The organism is Reyranella sp. (assembly GCF_965249915.1).
Classification (GTDB): domain Bacteria; phylum Pseudomonadota; class Alphaproteobacteria; order Reyranellales; family Reyranellaceae; genus Reyranella.
The window spans coordinates 5,759,441-5,781,020 of the sequence record NZ_OZ252257.1; the positions used below are offsets into that span (position 1 = coordinate 5,759,441).

Annotated in this window: 17 protein-coding genes; 5 read left to right on the forward strand and 12 right to left on the reverse strand. The window is 68.3% G+C overall.

Annotated features, from left to right (window positions below):
- Window positions 1–30: 30 nt before the first annotated feature.
- The 12 genes from addA to ACP15H_RS28385 all read right to left on the reverse strand — a co-directional run bounded on the left by addA (window position 31) and on the right by ACP15H_RS28385 (window position 14,819).
- Window positions 31–3,546, reverse strand: coding sequence for a double-strand break repair helicase AddA (gene addA / locus ACP15H_RS28330; RefSeq protein ID WP_425069461.1), 3,516 nt, complete (start codon window positions 3,544–3,546; stop codon window positions 31–33).
- Window positions 3,543–6,491, reverse strand: a complete 2,949-nt coding sequence (gene addB, locus ACP15H_RS28335; RefSeq protein WP_425069462.1) for a double-strand break repair protein AddB — start codon at window positions 6,489–6,491, stop codon at window positions 3,543–3,545. Before addB ends, addA begins: the two co-directional genes overlap by 4 nt.
- A complete protein-coding gene (locus ACP15H_RS28340; RefSeq protein ID WP_425069463.1) occupies window positions 6,488–7,180 on the reverse strand; it encodes a nucleotidyltransferase family protein in 693 nt (230 codons plus the stop codon). Before ACP15H_RS28340 ends, addB begins: the two co-directional genes overlap by 4 nt.
- Window positions 7,177–8,184 carry an aminoglycoside phosphotransferase family protein gene (locus ACP15H_RS28345; protein ID WP_425069464.1) on the reverse strand — a complete coding sequence of 336 codons (1,008 nt, stop codon included), beginning with the start codon at window positions 8,182–8,184 and terminating at the stop codon, window positions 7,177–7,179. Before ACP15H_RS28345 ends, ACP15H_RS28340 begins: the two co-directional genes overlap by 4 nt.
- Window positions 8,171–8,614, reverse strand: coding sequence for a tRNA (adenosine(37)-N6)-threonylcarbamoyltransferase complex ATPase subunit type 1 TsaE (gene tsaE, locus ACP15H_RS28350; RefSeq protein WP_425069465.1), 444 nt, complete (start codon window positions 8,612–8,614; stop codon window positions 8,171–8,173). The genes ACP15H_RS28345 and tsaE overlap by 14 nt, the downstream gene beginning before the upstream one ends.
- 63 nt (window positions 8,615–8,677) lie before the next feature.
- A complete protein-coding gene (gene ahcY, locus ACP15H_RS28355; protein WP_425069466.1) occupies window positions 8,678–10,069 on the reverse strand; it encodes an adenosylhomocysteinase in 1,392 nt (463 codons plus the stop codon).
- Window positions 10,070–10,225: 156 nt separating this feature from the next.
- A complete protein-coding gene (locus ACP15H_RS28360) occupies window positions 10,226–10,537 on the reverse strand; it encodes an HPr family phosphocarrier protein (RefSeq protein WP_425069467.1) in 312 nt (103 codons plus the stop codon).
- Window positions 10,534–10,938, reverse strand: coding sequence for a PTS sugar transporter subunit IIA (locus ACP15H_RS28365; protein WP_295132495.1), 405 nt, complete (start codon window positions 10,936–10,938; stop codon window positions 10,534–10,536). Before ACP15H_RS28365 ends, ACP15H_RS28360 begins: the two co-directional genes overlap by 4 nt.
- A gap of 9 nt (window positions 10,939–10,947) precedes the next feature.
- Window positions 10,948–11,883 (reverse strand): RNase adapter RapZ, encoded by a 936-nt coding sequence (gene rapZ / locus ACP15H_RS28370; protein ID WP_425069468.1) that lies wholly within the window; start codon window positions 11,881–11,883, stop codon window positions 10,948–10,950.
- Window positions 11,884–11,900: 17 nt separating this feature from the next.
- Complete coding sequence (locus ACP15H_RS28375; protein ID WP_425069469.1) at window positions 11,901–12,356, reverse strand: HPr kinase/phosphorylase; 456 nt, start codon at window positions 12,354–12,356, stop codon at window positions 11,901–11,903.
- Between the two features lie 8 nt (window positions 12,357–12,364).
- Window positions 12,365–14,155 carry a stimulus-sensing domain-containing protein gene (locus ACP15H_RS28380; protein ID WP_425069470.1) on the reverse strand — a complete coding sequence of 597 codons (1,791 nt, stop codon included), beginning with the start codon at window positions 14,153–14,155 and terminating at the stop codon, window positions 12,365–12,367.
- Window positions 14,124–14,819: a response regulator transcription factor gene (locus tag ACP15H_RS28385; RefSeq protein WP_295132478.1), complete on the reverse strand. Its 696-nt coding sequence runs from the start codon at window positions 14,817–14,819 to the stop codon at window positions 14,124–14,126. The genes ACP15H_RS28380 and ACP15H_RS28385 overlap by 32 nt, the downstream gene beginning before the upstream one ends.
- Before the next feature lie 136 nt (window positions 14,820–14,955).
- On the opposite strand from ACP15H_RS28385, the gene ACP15H_RS28390 reads away from it, so the two are divergent.
- From ACP15H_RS28390 to ACP15H_RS28410, 5 genes are all read left to right on the forward strand, one after another.
- Entirely contained in the window at window positions 14,956–15,660 is a 705-nt protein-coding gene (locus ACP15H_RS28390; protein ID WP_425069978.1) for a HugZ family protein, read from the forward strand.
- 175 nt (window positions 15,661–15,835) lie between these two features.
- Window positions 15,836–17,443: a phosphoenolpyruvate carboxykinase gene (locus ACP15H_RS28395; RefSeq protein ID WP_425069471.1), complete on the forward strand. Its 1,608-nt coding sequence runs from the start codon at window positions 15,836–15,838 to the stop codon at window positions 17,441–17,443.
- A gap of 50 nt (window positions 17,444–17,493) precedes the next feature.
- Window positions 17,494–19,341 carry an adenylate/guanylate cyclase domain-containing protein gene (locus ACP15H_RS28400; protein WP_425069472.1) on the forward strand — a complete coding sequence of 616 codons (1,848 nt, stop codon included), beginning with the start codon at window positions 17,494–17,496 and terminating at the stop codon, window positions 19,339–19,341.
- Window positions 19,342–19,458: 117 nt separating this feature from the next.
- Window positions 19,459–20,643, forward strand: coding sequence for a DUF3300 domain-containing protein (locus ACP15H_RS28405; RefSeq protein ID WP_425069473.1), 1,185 nt, complete (start codon window positions 19,459–19,461; stop codon window positions 20,641–20,643).
- Entirely contained in the window at window positions 20,640–21,569 is a 930-nt protein-coding gene (locus ACP15H_RS28410) for a DUF2950 domain-containing protein (protein WP_425069474.1), read from the forward strand. The genes ACP15H_RS28405 and ACP15H_RS28410 overlap by 4 nt, the downstream gene beginning before the upstream one ends.
- Window positions 21,570–21,580 lie beyond the last annotated feature (11 nt).

A 21,580-nucleotide genomic window follows, 5' to 3' on the forward strand; every position in this document is an offset into this window, starting at 1 on the left:
TCTAGAAGCTAGGAACGCACGCCCCCCGAGTCAAGATGCGGTGGCATAAGGCATTGATTTATCTAGGGTTTCTTCGGCGATCTCCATGAGCCGGGGGGCCGCCGTCCAGAGCAGGAAGGCTCGCACCCTCCGGCCGGGATAGATGCGCTGAAGCAGGGCGCGATACAGCGCGAGCTGGCGGCGATAGACCAGCGCCACGCCCTCTGCCGAGTCCGGCGGCGGGCGGTTGGTCTTGTAGTCGACGATCAGGACTTCCGCTTCCGATACCGCCAGCCGGTCGACCTGGCCGCTGACCGTGAAGGTGCCGCGCGGCGTCTGCAGGGTGCCGATCAACGGTACCTCGGCCCGCGATCCCGGAGCGAACAGGGCGGCGTGCGCTGGGGCTTCGGTGACGGCGAGCGCTTCGCCGGCCCACTGCTCGATGTCCTCGGATGAAAGCCCGTGCGCCGGCTGCGCGAGGAACCGGCGGGCGGCGTCGGCGCGATCCGCCGGCGGCAGGCCGGGCAGGTGCCGCAGAAGGTCATGCAGCAGCAGACCGCGCTGCCAACGCCTGGGATCGTCGGCGATCAGCGGGCTGTAGGCGCGCGGTCCACTGGTGGCCTCGTCGGGAAGGGGCTGCGACGGGGCGAGCGGCGTCGGCGGATCGGGCTCGCCGGGCGCGGGCGCCGTCCACCAGTCGGGCAGCGGCGCCTCGTCGGCAATCGGCAGCTCGGGTTGCTCGGCCTCGACGATATGGCCTTCGTTCACGAGCTCGTAGCCATCGCCCGACCAGCCATCGGGTCCGAGCGCGGCGGTGAAATCGAACGGCCGTGCGACGGCGCGGGTACGCGTTTGCAACGCGTCGCCGGGCCCACCGGCTTCGCTGCTGGCCCGCAGGCCCGTCTCGATGCGTTCGTACCAGCAGCCGCGATCGGGCTTCTTCGAGCCGACCCAGCCGCCGACATAGAGCCGGTCTTCGGCCCGCGTCATGGCGACGTAGAGGAGGCGGTTCTGCTCTTCCAGGGCGCGCTCGCGGGCCTCGCTCCGCCAGGTTCGGGCGGCCTCGTTGGCATCGTCGGTCCGTGGCAGCCAGAGGCGCGCCTCGCCTTCGGCACCGGCCAGCAACCGGTCCGAATCGCGCGGTACGCGCGTCGTGTCGGGCAGGTAGACGATCGGTGCCTGCAGACCCTTCGAGGCATGCACGGTCAGGATGCGCAGCTCGCGCCGCCGGTTCTGGTCGAGGTCGCGCTTGATCTCGCCGCCGCCGGTCTCGAACCAGCGCAGGAAGCCCTGCAGCGAGCCGCCCTCTATCCCCTGGTATTGGAGGGCGCGCGCCAGCAGCTCGTCGATCGGATCGGAGGCCTCGCGGCCCAGCCGTTCCAGCAGCCGCCGACGGCCGCCCTGCGGGCCAAGTGCGCGGGCGAAGAAGTCGAACGGCGTGTCGTAGTCGGCGCGCTTCAGCCAGTCGGCCAGGGTCGCGTAAGCCGCGGCAAACGGCGTCTCGGCCGCGCGCTCGCGCAACGCGCGCCACAGATGGCCGGGGCGCTTCCAGGCCAGGCTGAACAGCTGGTCCTCGTCGAGCCCGACCAGCGGCGACTTCAGCAGCGCCGCGAGATTGAGATCGTCCTGCGGCAACAGGACGAAGCGCGCCATCGCCAGCAGGTCCTGGATCGCGAGTTCCTGGCCGAGGTTCAGCCGGTCGACGCCCGCGACCTCGACGCCCTCGCGCTTCAGCGCCCGCACGAGTGCATTCACGAACTCGTTGCGACGCCGCACCAGCACCATGAAGTGGCCGGCATGCAGCTTCTCGCCGTCGCGTGCGCGGCGCTCCCTGCCGATCAGCTCCTTGGCGTGCACGGCGATCAACTGGGCCAGTCGCTGGTGCGGCAGTGCCAGTCCGCCGCTGCTTCCGGCGCCATCGATATCGCTTGTATCGACCTTGTCGTCGCTGCCGACGACCAGCGGCCACAGCTCGACACGGCCCGGCTCGTTCTTGCGGCTCGGCAGATGGATCACGTCACCCGGCTCGGCGACGCCCTTCGCGGCCTCGATCTCGCCGAACACCCAGTCGACGGCGTCGAGTACGGCCGGCGTCGATCGAAAGGAGACGTTGAGTTCGACCGGCACGAAGATCCGGTCGGCGACGCGGCTGCGCTCGTCGAACCACTCACGCATTTCCTTGAGCTTGCGCGGATCGGCGCGCTGGAAACCGAAGATCGACTGCTTGGTGTCGCCCACGGCGAAGATCGTTCGGCTGCGCCCGACCGCACCTTCGCCGACGAAGAATTCCTCGGTGAGCCGGCGGATCACTTCCCACTGGTCGGGATTGGTGTCCTGGGCCTCGTCGACCAGCACATGGTCGATGCCGCCATCGAGCTTGAAGAGCACCCAGGCGGCGCTTTCGGCGGTCTCCAGCAGGCGGCGCGTCGCCACGATCAGGTCATCGTAGTCGAGCACCGCGCGGCGGCGCTTGGCGCGCGTGTAGCGGTCGGCGATGTCGAGGCCCAGCCGCAGCAGCGCGAGGGTGCGCTCGACCAGGGCGGCGCCGTTGATGCGGTCGAGGATTTCCGCGAGCCGCCTGGCTTCGCGCAGAAGCACGTCCTCGATGGTGGGCATCTCCGCGATCGCGGCCTTGGTCGCGAGCCGTGCCAGGATCTCGCCTTTGGCCGTGAAGAAGGCTCCGGCATAGCCGGTCAGCAGGGAGGGCCGGTCCGTCGAAGCCAGCCACTCCGCAATCGTGGCGGCGCGTGCCTTGTCCTGCTTGCCGCCCTTGGCGAGCGCGCGGGCGGCCTCGCGAAGCGCTGCCGAGTCGAACGCGGCTTCGAGGCAGGCATCGGCTGTCAGGCTGTCGGCCGTATCGTCGACACCGCAGCCCATCTCCCTGGCCAGGCGCGCGCGAACCCGTTGCAGGCCGGCCTCGTCGCCGATGCGGGCCAGCAGCCACGCCCGTTCGCTCAGCAGCCGAGTCATCAGTTCGGCGTATTCGGCGATCGATACCTTGCCGGCGACCGACGCCAGGGCGGCCGCGAGCGCGGGCGGCGCATCGCTGCGGGCCAGCGCCTCCAACTGCTCGTCCTGCACGCGGCGCAGGATGGTCTGCGCCTCGGCCTCGTCGAGAATCTCGAAGCCCGGCGCGACGCCGGCTTCGAGCGGAAAGCGCTTCAGCAACGCCTGGCAGAAAGCGTGGATGGTGAGGATGTTGATGCCGCCCGGCGCATCGAGGACGCGGGCGAACAGGCGACGCGCCACGACCCGCTGCGCCGGGGTCGGCGCCGTGTCGATGAGCTTGGCGATGCCGCTATCGAGTGCCGCTTCGTCGGTCAGGGCCCAGCGGCCGAGCTGGTGGGCCAGGCGATTGCGCATCTCGGCGGCCGCCGCCTTGGTGAAGGTGAGGCAGAGGATGCGCTCGGGCTTCACCTCGTTCAGCAGCAACCGTGTCACGCGATCCGTGAGGACCTTCGTCTTGCCGGTGCCGGCATTGGCCTCGACCCAGGCCGAATGATCGGGGGTCGTGGCGCGCCGCTGCGCATCGGTCGCGAGGGCAAGAGCGTCGAGAATGTCGCTCATTCGTCACCGCCGCCCGCGGTCGACCATTCGGCGACGCGCTCGAGATGGGCGTAGTCGTTGAAGTGCGGCCCGTAGGCCGGCCAGGGGAGCGCGCGATAGGGCGTGTTCGGGTTCGAGAAGTGGTCGGCCATCTTCTCGACCAGCGCCATCATCTCGGCCACCAGCTCGTCGCTGCCCTTGATCTCGCTCACCTTGCCGCCGTCGCCCAGACCGTTGGCCTGCCAGTAGGAGAGGCGAACCGTCCTGGCCTTGCCGTCGATCTTCTCGAAGCCGCCGCGCTCGGCCATCGCCGCCTCGAGCAGCAGCTGCGGCGCGAACAGCGCTTCGAGCTCGTCCTTGGTCGGCACCCGGCCGGTCTTGTAGTCGATGATCTCCCAGGCGCCGCGTTCCAGCTCGTCGACCCGGTCGGCGCGCGCTTCGATGCGCAGCGGATGCGCGGCCGGCCCGACGGTCATCGCGGCTTTGCTCTCGCTGGCCAGAAGCTTCGTGCCGCTGGCGCGCCGCGCATTCTCCTGGGCGACGAACCAGCGGGCGAGGCGCTGGAAGCGCGGCCACCAGAAGGCACGCTCGGCGGGGGCGGTCAGAAGATCGGCGAGATGCTTTTCGCCCAGCCGTTCGAACTCGTGCACGGCATCGGGCGGCAGCACGCCCGAGGGATGCGCCCGCAGAAATTCATCGAGTGCATTGTGCAGGGCATTGCCGCGATCGGCGGCGCCCAGCTCGGCTTCCAGCGGATCGAGGGCCTCCAGTCCCAGGATGCGGCGGGCATAAAGACCATAGGGATCGCGCCGCCACTGCTCGACGCTGGAGACGGACAATCGTGTGGGCCGCGCTTCGAGCGGCGGCCGCGGCTCGGGCCGCAGCCACGGCGCGTAGGTGTCGGGCCGGTCGATCGCCTCGGCCCAGGCGACGAAACTGTAGCGGCCGCGCTGGATGTATTCCGGCACCGGTGCGTTGCCTCCGGGCTCGTAGCCGAACAGCGCATCGAGACGTGCCAGCCAGCGCGACGGCACGGTGGGCGCGCCGCCCTCGCGTTCCGCGCGCGTCAGCAGCACCCGCTCGGCACCGAGCGCCGCCACGAAATCGTGCGCCGACAGGCCGATCCGGCGCTCGGGCTGTTGCAGCCCCAACGTCTCGCGCATCGGGCGATTGATCCACGGGCCGGTCTCGACCGAGGGCGGCCATGTGCCTTCGTTGAGGCCGCCCAGCACCAGAAGGTCGGCGCGCTGCAGGCGGGCCTCGAGCGGTCCCCAGATCGACAGGCGCGGGTGGCGTCCGAAGGCCGGGCGGATCGTTTCCGGCTCCAGCATCGCCGCGAACAGACCGGGCCACTCGCCCGGCGCGATCGCCGGCCGGTTCGCCCAGGCGGTGCGCAGCCGGCCCAGCAGGTCGGCCAGCGCGCTGCCGGCTTCACCCGACCACAGCGTTTCGGCCGACGCGATCTCCTCTGCGGCAGCGATCGTGGCGGCAAGCAGGGCATCGGGTTCGGCGTTGCCGTGCAGCAACTCGACGAGTGGCCCGGCCGCCTGGTCGAGCCGGTCGAGCAGCGTCCTCACGGCCGCGCGGTCCGAGGGATCGCCGAATTTCGCTTCGTCGACGCGAGCATGGATCGCCGCCAGTCCCGGCGTCGGCTTCAGGCCGCGCAGGCACTTGCGGTCGAGCCGCCGGGTCGCATCGAGCACCGCGGCGCGATCGAGACCCAGGGTGCAGAGTGGGTGCTTGAGCAGCGCCAGCAGCTCCACCGGCGCAAAGCCTGCATCGACCGCCGCGATCAGCGCATGCAGGAGACCGGCCGGCGGCGTGTCGGCGAGCGGCGTTCCGGCGGAATCGTCGATGTCGATCTGCCAGCGCTTCAACTCGGCCGTGACCCTCCGCGCCAGTTCGCGATCGGGCGTCACCAGCGCGGCGGTGCGGGTCGGGATTTCGAGGACGCTGCGCAGGGCCAGCGCGACGACCAGCGCCTCCTGGTGCGGCGTCGCGCAATCGGCGCGGGTCACATGCTCCAGCGAGGCGGCCTCCGGTTTCACCCAGGATTCGCTGGTCTCCGCCGGCCGCATCAGTTCGGTGAGCAGAAGGTGACGTGCCGAGCCGCCAGCGGCGCCGGGCCACTCCTGCACCTCGGCGCGCGTATGTCCGAGTGCCGCCAGCAGTTCGCGCAGCCCGTATTGCGGATGCGACGGATCGAGGGCGTTCCAGCTGGCCTCGTCCATGTCGCGGTCGAGGCCCGGCAGGACCAGCGCGCCGAGGGGCAGGTCGGCGATGGCGGCGAGCAGGTCGCGCGTCGCGGGTTGCGAGCCGGTCGATCCTGCCGCGATCACCGGCGTCGCCGGAGGGTTGGCGCGCCAGCGGGCGGCCTGGTTGCGGATCGCCCGCGTGCGCCGCTCGATGGTGTCGATCTGTCCACGCTCGGCGAGGAGCTGTGGCCAGGCTTCTCCGACGATGGCGAGGAACCTCAGCGTGCGCTGCCAATGGGTGGCGAAGTTGCCCTCGACCAGGCCTTCGAGCTGCCCGAACGAGACGCCTTCGATGGCGAGTTCGTCGAGCAGGCGGCCGAGTTCGCGCGCGAGCTTCAGCGCCTGTGCGGCGGACTGCGCAATGGGATGGCCCTGGTCGTCGGTGAACGCGGCCACGAGCTGCGCCAGAAGCGCCTCGCGCTCGACCGAGTCGATGGCGGGCGGCAGGGTGAGCGCATCGCCATCGCCCGAGGCGATCTCCCATTCGCCGTCGTCGACATCGCCGAGCGGCGCCATACGCGGCAGGATCGTCGGCGTGCCGTCGGCGGCGCGCAGGAAGGCTTCTCGCAACGCGCGCACGGAGCGTCGCGTCGGAACGAGGATCAGCACGTCGGCCAGGGCCAGCGGATCGCCGCCATGCTCGGCCAGCACCACCCGCGCCAGCTCGTCGGCGAATCGGCGTTCCGTGCCGATGGTGAAGAGGCCCTTCACCCCAGCACGCGTTCCGCCTCGGCAAGCGCCGAGGGCGTGCCGATGTGGAACCAGTCGCCGTCGTGCACGAGGCCATGCAGCCGACCGGACTGCTCGGCACGGTTCCACAACTTCAGGAGCGAGAAGGGGCCTTCGGGCGAGCCGTTGAACAGACGCGAATCGCAGACGGATACGCTGGCGAACATGTAGGGCGCCGTCTCGGCCGTGCCGCGATGGCGGACGCGGCCATCGGGCTCGAGATAGTAGTCGCCGCGATCCTTCTCCTCGCAGCCGAAGGCGGTGGCGCGCGGATGCAGCAGCAGCAGCGCGTCCATGCGGTCGGGATTCCAGGCGGCGGCGAGACGTCCCATCATCGATTCCGGTCCTTCGCGCCACAGCCCGTCGCCGTTCAACACGAAGAAGGGCGCGTTGCCCAGCAGGGGGAGTGCGTTGCGGACGCTGCCGCCGGTTTCCAGAAGATGATCCTCGCGGATGATGCGCACGCGGCTGCCCAGCCGGTCGGCGATCTGGCTGCCCAGGTGATGAACGTTCACGACGATGTTCTGGACGCCGGTGCGTTGCAGGCGATCCAGGGATCGTTCGAGCATCGAACGACCGGCGACGGGGATCAGCGGCTTGGGTGTCGAATCGGTGAGGGGCCGCATGCGCTCGCCGCGGCCCGCCGCCAGGATCATCGCGCTGCGGATCATGCGGCGGCTCCGATGCGGCGCAGGTCCGCCGGCAGGGTGCGATCGACCCAGTCGCGCAGCGGCGACAGCGCCTCATGCTCCAGGGCGCGCTCGAACATCCGCCAGACGCGCGGCAGGTGGCGCAGATAGTCGGGCTTGCCGTCACGCCGCAGCAGGCGAACGAACAGCCCGATGATGCGGGCGTGGCGTTGCGCGGCCATCAGCGCGAAGCCGGTGCGGAACCCCGCGGCGTCGGCGATTCCCGCCTCGGCGACATAGCGGTCGAGGCAGGCGGCATGAACGGCGGGCGCCACGTCGCGGCGCGCATCCTCGATCAGCGACACGAGGTCGTAGGAAGGATGGCCGCGCTGGGCATCCTGGAAGTCGAGCAGGCCGCAGGCCTTCACGCCCGCACGCGCCGGCAGCCACAGGAGATTGTCCTTGTGGTAGTCGCGCAGCAGAAGCGTCTCAGCCGTTGCCGGCAGGGCCGCGAGGCATTCGCGCCAGGCCGCGACGTAGCGCGCGGTCTCCTCGGACGGCGTCGGCTTGCCGGTCGCTTCCGGCAGATACCATTCCGGCAGCAGCATCGCGGCCTCGATCAGCGCGTCGCCGGCATAGGCGCCGAGGCCGGGCAGCAGGCTGCGCTCGCCGGCGCGATAGATTTCGACCAGCACGTCGGTCGCCCGGGTGTAGAGCTCGCCCTCGTCGCCACCCGCCGCCAGTACGCGCGCGTAAGTGTCGTCGCCGAAATCCTCGAGCAGCAGGAAGCCGTGCCCGGCATCCTCGGCGAGGATCTCCGGTGCGCTGAGGCCGAGTGCGATCAGGTGTTTGCCGATCTGCACGAACGGCCGCACATCCTCCTGCGGGGGCGGGGCATCCATGACGACCGCCGAACCGCGCGGGCGGCTCAGCCGGAAATACTTGCGGAACGAGGCATCGCCAGCCAGCAGCCGTTCGCCGGCATCGCCCCAGCCGGCACGGTTCACGAACTCGGCGCGCAGCCGGTCGCGTTCAGATTTCGCCAAAGCGGGAGTCTCCTTCCAGAATTGCGCGGCGGCCGTCACCCTCGACCGACAGGCTGACGGTGAGTCGCTCGCGCGGCAGCAGCGGACCCAGCCGCTCGGCCCATTCGACCAGGACCACGCCGTCGATGCGCGCTTCTTCCCAGCCCAGTTCGAAGACCTGTTCGGGCTCCTCCAGGCGATAGAGGTCGAAATGCCAGAAACTGCCGCGGGCGGTTTCGTAGACTTCGACGAGCGTGAAGGTGGGGCTGGGGACGATCAGCGCCGGATCGCCGGCAGCGGCGCGCAGGAGGGCGCGCGCCAGCGTCGTCTTGCCGGCGCCGAGGCTGCCCTCCAGCGCCACGACGTCGCGCGGCCTCAGGCGGGCGGCCAGAGCTGCGCCCAGCCGCTGGGTCGCGGCCTCATCGGGAAGGGGCAAAGAAAAAGTCGGCATCTTTCGATGCCGACTTTTAGCATGCGCTAGCCCTTGCTCGCCCTGTGGGCGATTAAGGGGCGATTAGTACCGGTAGAGGTCGCCCTTGAACGGGCCGGCCTCGGGCACGCCGATGTACTTGGCCTGGTCGGGGCGGAGCTTGGTCAGCTTGGCGCCGACCTTTTCGAGATGCAGCGCCGCGACCTTCTCGTCGAGGAACTTCGGCAGCGTGTAGACCTGCTTCTCGTACTTGCCAGGATTGGTCCACAGCTCGATCTGGGCCAGCGTCTGGTTCGAGAAGGACGCCGACATCACGAAGCTCGGATGGCCGGTCGCGTTGCCCAGGTTCACCAGGCGGCCTTCCGACAGAACGATGATGCGCTTGCCGTCGGCGAACTCGACCTCGTCGACCTGCGGCTTCACGTTGTGCCACTTGAAGTTACGCAGGGACGCGATCTGGATCTCGCTGTCGAAGTGCCCGATGTTGCAGATGATGGCGCGATGCTTCATCGCCTTCATGTGCTCGAGCGTCAGCACGTCGACGTTGCCGGTGGCGGTCACGAAGATGTCGGCCTTGGGAGCCGCTTCTTCCATGGTGACGACCTCGTAGCCTTCCATCGCCGCCTGCAGGGCGCAGATCGGATCGACTTCGGACACCATCACGCGGCAGCCGGCCTGGCGCAGCGAGGCGGCCGAGCCCTTGCCGACGTCGCCGAAGCCCGCGACCATCGCGACCTTGCCCGACATCATGACGTCGGTGCCGCGACGGATGCCGTCGACCAGCGATTCACGGCAACCGTAGAGATTGTCGAACTTCGACTTGGTCACCGAGTCGTTGACGTTGATGGCCGGCCACAGGAGCTTGCCTTCCTTCGCCATGTTGTAGAGGCGATGGACGCCCGTGGTCGTCTCTTCGGTGACGCCGCGGATCGACGCGCCGAGCTTGGCGTACCAGCCGGGCTTTTCCTTGTTGGTCTTGAGGATCGCCTTGTAGAGGACTTCCTCTTCCTCGTTGGTCGGGTTGGCGACCAGCGACGGATCCTTCTCCGCGCGGGCGCCGAGATGGACCAGCAGGGTGGCGTCGCCGCCGTCGTCGAGGATCATGTTAGGCTCGCCGCCGTCATGCCACTCGAAGATCTTGTGGGTGTAATCCCAGTATTCCTCGAGGCTCTCGCCCTTGATGGCGAAGACCGGCGTGCCGGCCTTGGCGATCGCCGCGGCGGCATGGTCCTGCGTCGAGTAGATGTTGCACGAGGCCCAGCGCACGTCGGCGCCCAGCGCCTTCAGCGTCTCGATCAGCACGCCCGTCTGGATGGTCATGTGCAGCGAGCCGGCGATGCGCGCGCCCTTCAGCGGCTTCTTCGGGCCGTATTCCTTGCGGATCGACATCAGGCCCGGCATCTCGGTCTCGGCCATGTCGAGTTCCTTGCGACCCCAGTCGGCGAGCCCGATATCCTTGACGATGTAGTCGGCCATGTGGCGCTCCTTGGTGTGCCGGCGTCGGCAGGCGGAAAATTGTTGAAAGCGGGCGTGTCATAACAGCGGTCCGGGACCGCCTCAACGCGCCGGATCAACATATAAGCAAGAATTTATGTCGGTATGCGCGCGCCTTTATGCGCGGCCACAAATCGATCAATCTTCGCCGAATTTGCCTTCGACCAGCGCGGAGATCGCCGTCATCGCGTCCTTGGCCTGCTTGCCCGAACAGGCAACATCGATCGAGCTGCCGATGCCGGCGGCCAGCATCATGAGGCCCATGATCGACAGGCCCGAGACTTCCTGACCCTTGTAGGAAACGCGGACGATCGCGTCGAACTGGCCGGCCGTACGCACGAACTTGGCGGCGGCGCGGGCATGCAGACCACGCTTGTTGGCGATGGCCAGGCTGCGCTTGAGGGTGCCGATGCCGGCCTCCGCGCTCGAATTCGCGGCGGTGTCGCTCACGAGGCTTCCTTGGCCAGGATGCGCGAGGCGACGGTGATGTACTTGCGGCCGGCTTCCTGCGCCATGCGCACGGCCTCGGCGATGGGCCGCGTGCGGACGCTGGCGAGCTTCACCAGCATCGGCAGATTGACGCCGGCCAGCACCTCGACCCGGGCCTGCTCCATGATGGAGATCGCCAGATTGGAGGGCGTGCCCCCGAACATGTCGGTCAGGACGATGACGCCCTCGCCCGTTTCACAGGCCCGGACCCTCTCCAGAATTTCGCCGCGGCGCTTTTCCATGTCGTCGTCGGCGCCTATGCAAACGGTCGACATGCATTGCTGCGGTCCGACCACATGCTCCAGCGCGGCTTTGAATTCCTGCGCCAGATTGCCGTGAGTCACGAGTACGATACCAATCATGCGTTCGCTCTACCCTGCGCCATCGGCCTCCCCGGCCGCCGCGACGTCCCGGTGGGAGAGAGTGACGGAGCGGCCGGCGCTTCGCAACCAGTCTGCAAGCTCCTCGGCGAGGGCGACCGACCGGTGCTTGCCGCCGGTGCAGCCGACGGCGATGGTCAGATAGCTCTTGCCCTCCGCATCGAACCGGGGCAGCAGCGGCCCGATCAGGGCCTGCAACCTGTCCACGAACGGGCGGTAGTCGGGATCGGTTGCGATGAAGGCCGCGACGGCTGGGTCGCGGCCCGTGAGCGGCCTCAGTGCAGGATCGTAGTGCGGGTTCTTGAGGAACCGGACGTCGAACACCAGGTCGGCCTCGCGCGGAAGGCCGCGGCGGAACGAAAACGACATCACGGAAATGCGCGTGCCGGCCGTGCGGCCGAGCCCGAAGTGGCCGGTCAGGATCTGCTTCAGGCGGTGCGGCGACAGCGATGTGGTGTCGATGGTGAGGTCGGCCACGTCGCCCATCCAGCCGATCTGCCGGCGCTCCTCGCTGATGCCGTCGACCACGGGACGGTCGGGCGCGAGCGGATGGGGCCGGCGCGTTTCGGTGTAGCGCCGCTGCAGCGTCTCGGTGTCGGCCGTGAGAAAGAGCAGCCGTGCGGCGAGGTCGGGACGGTTCCGCAGCTCGTGGATGCGGGCGGCCAGCGCCCGTGCGTCGAAGCCGAAGGTGCGGGTGTCGATGCCGAGGGCAAGGGGCTGGGCTTGTGCACCCGCCTCGCCGCCGGTCGAGCGCATGAGATCGTCGAGCAGGGGCAGCGGCACGTTGTCGACGGCGACATAGCCCAGGTCGTCGAGGACGTTCAGGGCGGTTCCCCGGCCGGCACCGGACAGGCCGGTGACCACGACGAACGGCCGGCGCGTGTCGTCGGTGGTGGCGGCAACGGAAGGGGAGGGGCTGTCTGGCATGAGCGGCGCGGGCCGGATCATGCCGCCGTGGTTCGCGCGAGGGCAAGGCGCAACTTCGTCGGGGCGGAGGCCTCGAAGGGTGTGAGCGCCAGGACCGGCAGATCGACATCGAACAGCGTCTCGCGCGCCGGATCGGGCAGACGTTCGATGCGCTCCGGCGGCACGAGATCCACCAGCAGGGCAATCGTCGCCCGCGCGAGAAGTTGGGCGCGGCCGAGCTTGGCGATGCCGACGCCGCGCACTTCCAGCAGGCCCGCAAGCGTAGCAGGCGGCGTGGCAACGAGGCTGCGGCCCTGTCGGACCAGTGCGGTTTGATCGTCGGCCACCAGCCGCCCGCCTGCCTCGACGAGACGAAGCGCCAGGTCGGATTTGCCGGCGCCCGACGGCCCGCGCAGCAGGATGCCGCGCCAGCTCCTGCCGGCCCGCAAGGCGACGCAGGTCGCATGGACGAAAGTCGTGACCCGGATCGCCACTCAGGTCGTCACTTGCGGCCGCTGGCCGCGGGCAGCCGCACCGTGAAGCGGGCGCCCAGCAGCTTGCCGTCGGGGCCGCGCCGGTTGGTAGCCGCGATCGTGCCGCCATAGGTTTCGACGATCTGACGGCAGATCGACAGGCCGAGGCCGGAATGCTGGCCGAAATGCTCGGTCGGACGCTCCGAATAGAAGCGCTGGAAGATCGATTCGAGATTGTCCTCGGGAATGCCCTTTCCCTCGTCGTCGATGGTGACGACGAACGGGCCGTTCCGCGATTCGCGGCCCAGCTCGACCAGGATGCGCGAGCCCGACGGCGCGAACGACAGCGCATTGTCGATGACGTTGCGGAATACCTGGCCGTAGCGGCCGTCGTGGCCGTGCGCCATGAACGGCGGATTGGTGGCCACCCGGAACTCGACCTCCACGCCGGACTTCTGGCTGGCGGTCACGGCGTAGTGGTGGACCATGTCGCGCAGCAGCTTGTCGAGGTCGACCTGCTTCACCTCGCCGCGCATCAGCTCGGCGTCGAGCCGCGACGCATCGGAGATGTCGGAGATCAGCCGGTTGAGCCGGTTGATGTCGTCCATCACGATCGCCATCAGCTTGGCGCGGCGTTCGGCATCCAGGTTGGGATGTCCGGCCATCTCGATGGCCGAGCGCAGCGACGTCAGCGGGTTCTTGAGTTCGTGGGAGACGTCGGCCGCGAAACTCTCGATCGTGTTGATGCGCAGCCACAGCGCCTCGGTCATCGAGCGCAGCGCATCGTTGAGGTCGCCGATCTCGTCGCCCCGCTTGCCGAGGTCGGGAATCTCCGGCCGGCTCTCGCGGGCCAGCCGGACCTCGTCGGCGGCGCGCGCCAGGCGCACGATCGGCTGGGTGATGGTGCCGGCCAAGTAGAGCGACAGCAGCACGGTGATGCCGAGCGCCGCTGCGGCGATGGTCAGCATGTCGTAGCGGACTTCGCGCAGCGAGGCGGCGATGGCGCGATTGTCGCGCGTCAGGAGGAGGGCCCCCAGCACCTGCTTGTAGCGCTGGACCGGCACGGCGGCGCTGAGCAGCAGCCGCCCCTGACCGGCGCTGCGCACGGCCGATGCGTTGAAGCCGCGCAGCGCGCTGGCCGCCTCGGGAAAATCGCGCAGGGTCGGGACCGGCTTCTCGACATATTCGGGATAGTGGTCGACGCGGGACATCTGGCGCGCGATCCAGTCGCTGACGCGCTCGCCGATGCTGTATTCGGGTTCGGCTTCGACGGGCACTTCGGGGGGCGGTAGCGGCACGACGTGGATGCGTCCCAGATCGTTGAGCATCGCCGAATCGGCCAGGAGCTCGCCGGTCTCGCTGAACAGGCGCGCGCGTACGCCAGTCGGCCGCACCAGCCGGGTGAGGAGCTGGCGCGCGGCGTCGGCGTCCATGCGGTTGACCGTGGACTCGCCGCCGACCACTGCCACCTCGCCGATACCGGCGGCCACCATCTCTCCCTGTACCAGCAACGAGGCGAGCTCGCTGTCGATCAGCTCCTCCTCGTAGTCGCTGAGATAGACGGCGCCCAGGGTCAGCAGCGCCACCGGGATGAGATTGAGCAGCAGGATACGCCGCGTGAGCGGCGAGTAGCCGCGGCTCACGCTGCGGCGGCGCCGCAGGAGCGAAGGCGAGTCGGTAGCACCGGACGCGCCTGCCGCCTTGCGCACCGAGCGCGGGAACAGGCGGCCGAGGGCCGCGGCAATCCGGGCGCTTAGCGTCTGATGCCCGGGCGGATGCGCGCCGGGCTCAGGAGTCGCGGTATCGATATCCGATGCCATACAGCGTTTCGATCTGCTCGAACTCGCCATCGACCTCGCGGAACTTGCGGCGGACGCGCTTGATATGGCTGTCGATGGTGCGGTCGTCGACGTAGATCGTCTCGCCGTAGGCCGCGTCCATCAGCTGGTCGCGGTTCTTCACGTGGCCGGGCCGCTCGGCGAGCGACTTCAGGAGCAGGAACTCGGTGACCGTGAGGTGCACTTCCTTGCCCTTCCAGGTGCACTGATGGCGGCTCGGGTCGAGGACCAGTTCGCCGCGCACGATGCGCTCGGCGGCGGATTCTCCCTTGGCGCCGCCGACATCGGCGCGTCGCAGCACGGCGCGGATGCGCTCCAGCAGCAGGCGCTGAGAGAACGGCTTGCGGATGAAATCGTCGGCGCCCATGCGCAGACCCAGCACTTCGTCGATCTCCTCGTCCTTGGAGGTGAGGAATATGACGGGGAATTGCTGCGTCTTGCGGATGCGGTTCAGGAGTTCCATGCCGTCCATGCGCGGCATCTTGATGTCGAAGATGCCGAGATCGGGCGGCGACTGGTTGAGGCCTTCCAGCGCCGATGCACCGTCATTGTAGGTCTTGATCTGAAACCCTTCGGCTTCGAGCAGCATCGACACCGACGTGAGGATGTTGCGGTCGTCGTCGACGAGGGCGATGTTCTTGCGCACGGCTTGGCTTCTCCTGCAGCGGACAACGGCTTCTGTAGCATGCTATCATAGTCTGGACCGTCGCCGCCGCCTTCCGGTCCACGATATTCAACGAACAATTGCGGCTTTTTTGATCCGAAAAATGACACAGGACGACATGCCCCGCACCGTGCGCACCCTGCTGCGTGCCCTCGACCGCGCTTCCCTGGCCACAAACCTGCCGGGCGAACCGGCCGGCTGGCCCTATGCCTCCCTGGTGCTGGTGGCGGTCGATCACGACCTGTCGCCAATCCTTCTGCTCAGCGATATGGCCGAACACACCAGGGCAATCAAGGCGGACGGTCGCGTCTCTCTTCTGTTCGACGGGACGGTCGGGCTCGACCAGCCGCTCACGGGCCCGCGGGCGACGGTGCTCGGCCGGGCCGTGCGGACCGCAGATCAACGGCTGAAGACGCGCTTCCTGACGCGCCATCCGGATGCCGCGCTCTATTCGGGCTTCAAGGACTTCGCCTTCTATCGCGTCGCGGTGGAACGGGCCCATCTGGTGGGTGGCTTCGGCAAGATCCGCTGGATCGATGCAGCGGAACTGGCTCCGCCGTCCGCTCCGGGCCTCGCCGAGGCCGAGGCGAGCATCGTCGACCATATGAATGCCGACCACGCGGATGCCCTTCAGCTTTATGCCGCAAAGTTGATCGGCCGGGCCGGCGAGGGCTGGAAGATGACGGGGATCGATCCCGAGGGACTCGATCTGCGCCGCGGCGGGGAAGTCGCCCGCCTCGCATTCGATGTGCCGCTGCAAGCCGTTGGCGAGGCGCGAAAAGTCCTGGTGGACCTGGTCGGCAAGGCCCGCGCAAGACCCTGATCGAGTGCTATCTGTTTCGCGTCGCAGCATTCTTCTCGCGAGTGCGAAGGCCGATCCACACGTGTGGCGACACTAACTTGTCGCAAGGGACTTGCCTCATCGCGGCCCTGCCAGTAGCGCAATAGTGTCGAAACACCTTCGCCATTCGGATCGGCCGGAAAGCAGGAGAAACGCTGTGCATCAGGCGGGCTTCATCGTACCCAAAGTTGGACTGGAAGTGCTCGGTCTCAAGAACCTGAGCAATGTCTACTGGAACCTCCAGGTTCCGGCGCTCTACCAGGAAGCGATTCGCCGGCATGAAGGTGTGGTGGCCGATGGCGGCGCGCTGGTGGTTCGCACCGGCATCCATACCGGTCGCTCGCCCAACGACAAGTTCATCGTCGAGGATTCCGAGAGCAAGGGCCGCATCGACTGGGGCAAGACCAACAAGCCCATCACGCCCGACCGCTATCGCGCCCTCTACAACCGCATGATCGCCTATGCGCAGCGCCGCGACCTGTTCGTGCGCGACTGCTGGGCCGGCGCCGATCCCGCCCATCGCATCGGCGTGCGCGTCGTCAACGAGACCGCGTGGCACAATCTCTTCGCCCGCAACATGTTCCTGCGTCCCAAAGCGGAGGAACTCGAGGGCTTCAAGCCGGAATTCACCATCCTGAACCTGCCGGGCTTCCAGGCCGATCCGAAGCTCGACGGCACGGCTTCTGATTGCGCCATCCTGGTGAACTTCACCGAGCGCGTCGTGGCGATCTGCGGCACCTGGTACGCCGGCGAGATCAAGAAGTCGGTGTTCACGATCCTGAACTACCTCCTGCCGGACAAGAACGTCCTGCCGATGCATGCTTCCGCCAACATCGGTCCGAAGGGCGACGTCGCGGTCTTCTTCGGCCTCTCGGGCACCGGAAAGACCACGCTCTCGGCCGATCCGACGCGCACCTTGATCGGCGACGACGAGCATGGCTGGGCCGAGGACAGCCTCTTCAACTTCGAAGGCGGCTGCTACGCCAAGGTGATCAAGCTCAGCCGCGAGGCCGAGCCCGAGATCTATGCCACCACCGGCCGCTTCGGCACGGTGCTGGAGAACGTCGTGATCGATCCGGCGACCGGCCGTCTCGACCTCGATGATGGCGCCCATACCGAGAACACCCGCGCCTGCTATCCGCTCGACTTCATCCCGAACGCATCGACTTCCGGCATCGCCGGCACGCCCGAGAACATCGTGATGCTGACCGCCGACGCGTTCGGCGTGCTGCCGCCGATCTCGCGCCTGTCGCCGGAGCAGGCGATGTACCACTTCCTCTCGGGCTACACGGCGCGCGTCGCCGGCACCGAGAAGGGGGTGACCGAACCGCAGGCGACCTTCTCGACCTGCTTCGGCGCGCCGTTCATGCCGCGTCATCCGACCGTCTACGCCAAGATGCTGGGCGAGAAGATGGCTCGCCAGAACGTGAAGTGCTGGCTGGTCAACACCGGCTGGTCGGGCGGCGGGTTCGGCGTCGGCGAGCGCATGTCGATCCGCCACACCCGCGCGATGGTGCGCGCCGCGCTCGACGGCACGCTGGCCTCGGTCTCCTCCTCGACCGATCCGCACTTCGGCATGCAGGTGCCGAGCGCCTGCCCCGACGTGCCGGGGGAAGTGCTGAACCCGAAGAACACCTGGAAGGACAAGAAGGCCTATGACAGCGCCGCGCGCGACGTCGCCCAGCGCTTCGAGAAGAACTTCCAGCAGTTCGAGAGCCACGTCGACGACAAGGTCAACAAGTCGGCCATCCGCGCCGCCGCGTAACCTAACGCGACATCGCTTCCGCGCGGCGGACATCCTATGATGCCCGCCGCGTGAGCCAGATTACCGAAACGTCCCCCGCGAAAGCCGCCGTGCGCCGCCCCTGGCGGTTGCCGATGGTCGCCGCGCTGGCGCTTGCCTTCGTTTCGCTCTCGCTGATTTCCGGCGTTGCCTACATCGTCGTGCTGGCCGGTGCGACCGGTACCGCAGATCGGCTGCTGGTCGACCGTGCGGCGCGCGTGGTCGATGCCCAGGTGGCGCTGGTCCGCAGCCGACTCGATCCGGTGAGCGAGCAACTCGAGCTGATCGCAGCCCTCGCAGCCGGCGGCCGCATCGACATCGAATCGCCGGTGGCCGTGCGCGAGCTTCTGGCGGTCATGATGCAGCAGGTGCCCGCCGTCTCGGCGGTCGGCTTCGCCACGCTCGATCTCAAGCTTCATCGTGCCGTGCGCGAGCCCGACGGCACGATCGAGCGCGAAACGCTCTCGCTGGTCGACCAGCCGCAGGGCATGGAGCGCTTCCGTCAGCTCCAGACCGCGCAACACACCTTCTGGGGCGCCCTGTTCTGGAGCGAGACCATCAAGCAGCCGGTGGTCAACGTGCGCACGCCGGTGAGGCGCATCGACAATGCCTTCATCGGCGGCCTGATCGCCACGGTGGCCGTTGGCGATCTCTCCTATCTGATCGGCGATCCGGTGCGCGGCGGCGACGGGCGCTATTTCATCCTGGTGGGCCGGGACCATGTGCTGGCGGCGCGCCGGCTGATCGATCCCCGCGGGCTCGGCCTTTCCGAGGCGCGGCCCTTGCCCACCATCAAGGAGGTGGACGACCCCGTCCTCGCCAAGATCTGGGACCCGCCCGTGCGGTCGCCGCAGATCGACCGCGCCCTGGGCTCGCTGGGGCACGTCGTCGAGCAGGGCGGTCGGCGCTGGGTGTTCGTCTATCGTGAACTCAAGCGGTTCGGCCCCGAGCCCTGGCTGGTCGGGCAGTATTTCCCGATCGAGGACGCGACCGGCGATCTCGACCGGCTGACCAACGGCGCGATCGTGGGCGGCATCACGCTGGCCGTCGCCGCGCTGCTGGCGCTGGTGATGGGGCTCAGCATGGCGCGCTCCATCCGCACCCTGACCTCGGCCGCGGAGCTGATCGAGCAGCTCAAGTTCGACGAGCCGTTCCACCGCAAGTCGCGTCTGCGCGAGATCGACGATGCCGGGCACAGCCTCGACAAGGCGCGCGGGGCGCTGAAATGGTTCGGCGCCTATGTGCCGCGCCGCCTCGTCTTCGGATTGATGGAGCTGGGCGAGGATGCGGTGGCGTCGCGCCGGCGGGTCGTCACCGTGATGTTCACCGACATCGTGGGCTTCACGCCGCAGGCCGAGGAGCTGCCGGAACAGGAAACCGCCGACATGCTCAACCATCACTTTGCCCTGCTCGGCAGCTGCATCGAGAACGACCTGGGCGTGATCGACAAGTATATCGGCGACTGCGTGATGGCGGTGTGGGGCGGTCTCTCGACCATGGAGGACCATGCCGACCATGCCGTGCATGCGGCGCTGGAGATGGGGCGCGTCGTGCACGAGGACAATCTGCAGCGCGTCGCCGCCGGTCACAAGGCCGTCCGCCTGCGCGTCGGCATCCATTCGGGGCCGGTGATCGTGGGCAATATCGGCGCGCCGGGCCGGGTCAATTACACCGTCGTCGGCGACACGGTGAACGTGGCGCAGCGCTTCGAGCAGATGGGCAAGGAATTCATGGCCCCCGAAGACGACGTGATCGTCCTGGTGAGCGGCGACACGATCGCGGCGATGAAGCACCCCGAAGTGCTGGGCGAACTGCCCAAACCGGAACTGCGTCACGTGAAGGGCCGAGACGAGCCCGAGCAGGTCTATCGACTCATGTAAGGGCGTCTCCTGTAGGGCGCGCCTGATGTGACGGGCGGTCCGCTGGACGGGATATGGTCTTCGCCGGTAATGTGCCGCCGTCCTCTTGGTTGGCAATTTTCAAGGAACGAGCCGCACATGGAACGACGCAAACTTCTTGCATTGTCGACGGCCGCGCTCGCCCTTGCTCCCTTCCACGGACTGCGGGCACAGGACTCCAACAAGCCGTTCACGACCGAGCAGCTCGACCAGATGCTGGCCCCGATCGCCCTCTATCCCGACGCGCTGCTGTCGCAGGTCCTGATGGCCGCCACCTATCCGCTCGAGGTCGTCGAGGCGGCGCGCTGGTCGCAGGCCAACCCCAACCTCAAGGGCGATGCTGCCGTCGCGGCCGTGAAGGACAAGAGCTGGGACGTCAGCGTGAAGTCGCTGGTCGCGTTCCCGCAGACGCTGCAGATGATGAGCAACCAGCTCGATTGGACCCAGAAGCTGGGCGACGCGATGATCGGCCAGCAGAAGGACGTCGCTACGGCGGTCCAGCGCCTGCGCGCCAAGGCGGAGGCCGCCGGCAATCTGAAGTCGACCTCGCAGCAGAAGGTGACGACGCAGTCGAGTGGCGGTGCCAATGCGATCGTCATCGAGCCGGCCAATCCCGAAGTGCTCTACGTTCCCTACTACAACCCGGCCTGGGCTTACGGCGCCTGGCCCTATCCGGCCTATCCGCCGCCCTATTATCCGCCCCCGCCCAACTATGGTGCGGCCTTGATGAGCGGCATGATGTTCGGCCTGGGCGTTGCCGCGGGTGCGGCGATGTTCGGCGGCTGGCACTGGGGCTATGGCGGCGGCGGCTGGGGCAACAGCTACACCACCGTGAACGTCAACCGGGCGACCAGCATCACCAATAACTTCAACGCCGACCGCTACCGCAACGGCCAGTGGAGCCACGATCCGGCGCATCGCGACGGCGTGCCGTACCGCACGCCCGCCGAGCGGCAGGAGTTCGGCCAGCATCGCCCCGATTCGGCGGCACAGCGCGAACAGTTCCGCGGTCAGCTCGACGGGCGCGGCGCGGCGGGCGTACAGAATCGCGGAGCCGAGGCCCGTCCTGCCGAGAATAGGCCGGCGGAGAATCGCAGCTTCGAGAACCGGACTGCGGGCGACCGCGGCGCCTTCGGCGACATCAACCGCGGCGGCAGCGGCGCCACCCGCGACTTCGACCGAGGCAGCCAGTCCTGGGGTAACCGCAGCTGGGGGGGCGGCGGCGGCGGCGGCGAGCGCTTTGGCGGCGGGGGCGAAAGGTTCGGGGGAGGAGGACGGCGATGAGCGGCTCGATGTTCAGGCGCGGTCTCCTCGCACTGGCCGTGTTCGTCGGCCTTGCTGGCGGCCTGGCCGGCGGCGCGGTCGCCCAGCAGGCGGCCAAGCTTCAGGGGTTCCCGACGGCCGATGCGGCCGCGAGTGCCTTCACCGACGCGGTCCGCAAGGGCGACCAGAAGGCTCTGGGGGCTCTGCTGGGGCCCCAATGGAACGAGTTCGTGCCGACGACGTCCGAGCAGCGTGAGGAGCGCCGGAAGGCCTTTCTCGCCGCCTGGGACGAAAGCCACGAGGTCAAGGTCTCGGGCGACAAGGCGACCATCATGGCCGGCAAGGCCGGCTGGACCCTGCCGATCCCGATCGTGAAGGACGGCGCGGACTGGCGCTTCGATCCGGTCGCGGGCTGGCGCGAGATGCGCCTGCGCCAGATCGGCCATGACGAGTCGGCTGTGGTGCAGACGATGCTGGCCATCGTCGATGCCCAGCGCGACTACGCGGCGATGGATCCGATGAAGACCGGTTCGCCGGTCTATGCGCGGCGTCTGCTCAGCAGCCCCGGCCGCAAGGACGGTCTCTATTGGGAGACCAAGCCGGGCGAGCCGCAGAGCCCGCTCGGGCCGGCGGTCGCCCGTGCCCAGGCCGACGGCAATTCTCCGGACGGCCATTACGGCTACTATTTCCGCCTGCTCTATGGCCAGGGAGCGGCGGCCCCGGGCGGCACGCGCGACTACATCGTCAACGGCCGCATGATGGGCGGCTTCGGCGCCATCGCCTGGCCGGTGCGCTATGGCGTGACCGGGGTGATGACCTTCATCGTCGACTACAAGGGCGAGGTCTATCAGCAGGACCTCGGACCCGAGACGGCTCAGCGGGCCGGCATGATTACCACCTTCAATCCTGATAAGGGTTGGGTGAAGGCGGACATGACGCCTCCGTAACGGAAGCGTCG

Excerpts from the sequence above, each read along its gene's own strand:
- addA (WP_425069461.1), bottom strand. The coding sequence starts at position 3,546 with ATGAGCGACATTCTCGACGCTCTTGCCCTCGCGACCGATGCGCAGCGG.
- ACP15H_RS28340 (WP_425069463.1), bottom strand. The coding sequence starts at position 7,180 with ATGATCCGCAGCGCGATGATCCTGGCGGCGGGCCGCGGCGAGCGCATG.
- tsaE (WP_425069465.1), bottom strand. The coding sequence starts at position 8,614 with ATGCCGACTTTTTCTTTGCCCCTTCCCGATGAGGCCGCGACCCAGCGG.
- ahcY (WP_425069466.1), bottom strand. The coding sequence starts at position 10,069 with ATGGCCGACTACATCGTCAAGGATATCGGGCTCGCCGACTGGGGTCGC.
- ACP15H_RS28365 (WP_295132495.1), bottom strand. The coding sequence starts at position 10,938 with ATGATTGGTATCGTACTCGTGACTCACGGCAATCTGGCGCAGGAATTC.
- rapZ (WP_425069468.1), bottom strand. The coding sequence starts at position 11,883 with ATGCCAGACAGCCCCTCCCCTTCCGTTGCCGCCACCACCGACGACACG.
- ACP15H_RS28380 (WP_425069470.1), bottom strand. The coding sequence starts at position 14,155 with ATGGCATCGGATATCGATACCGCGACTCCTGAGCCCGGCGCGCATCCG.
- ACP15H_RS28390 (WP_425069978.1), top strand. The coding sequence starts at position 14,956 with ATGCCCCGCACCGTGCGCACCCTGCTGCGTGCCCTCGACCGCGCTTCC.
- ACP15H_RS28405 (WP_425069473.1), top strand. The coding sequence starts at position 19,459 with ATGGAACGACGCAAACTTCTTGCATTGTCGACGGCCGCGCTCGCCCTT.
- ACP15H_RS28410 (WP_425069474.1), top strand. The coding sequence starts at position 20,640 with ATGAGCGGCTCGATGTTCAGGCGCGGTCTCCTCGCACTGGCCGTGTTC.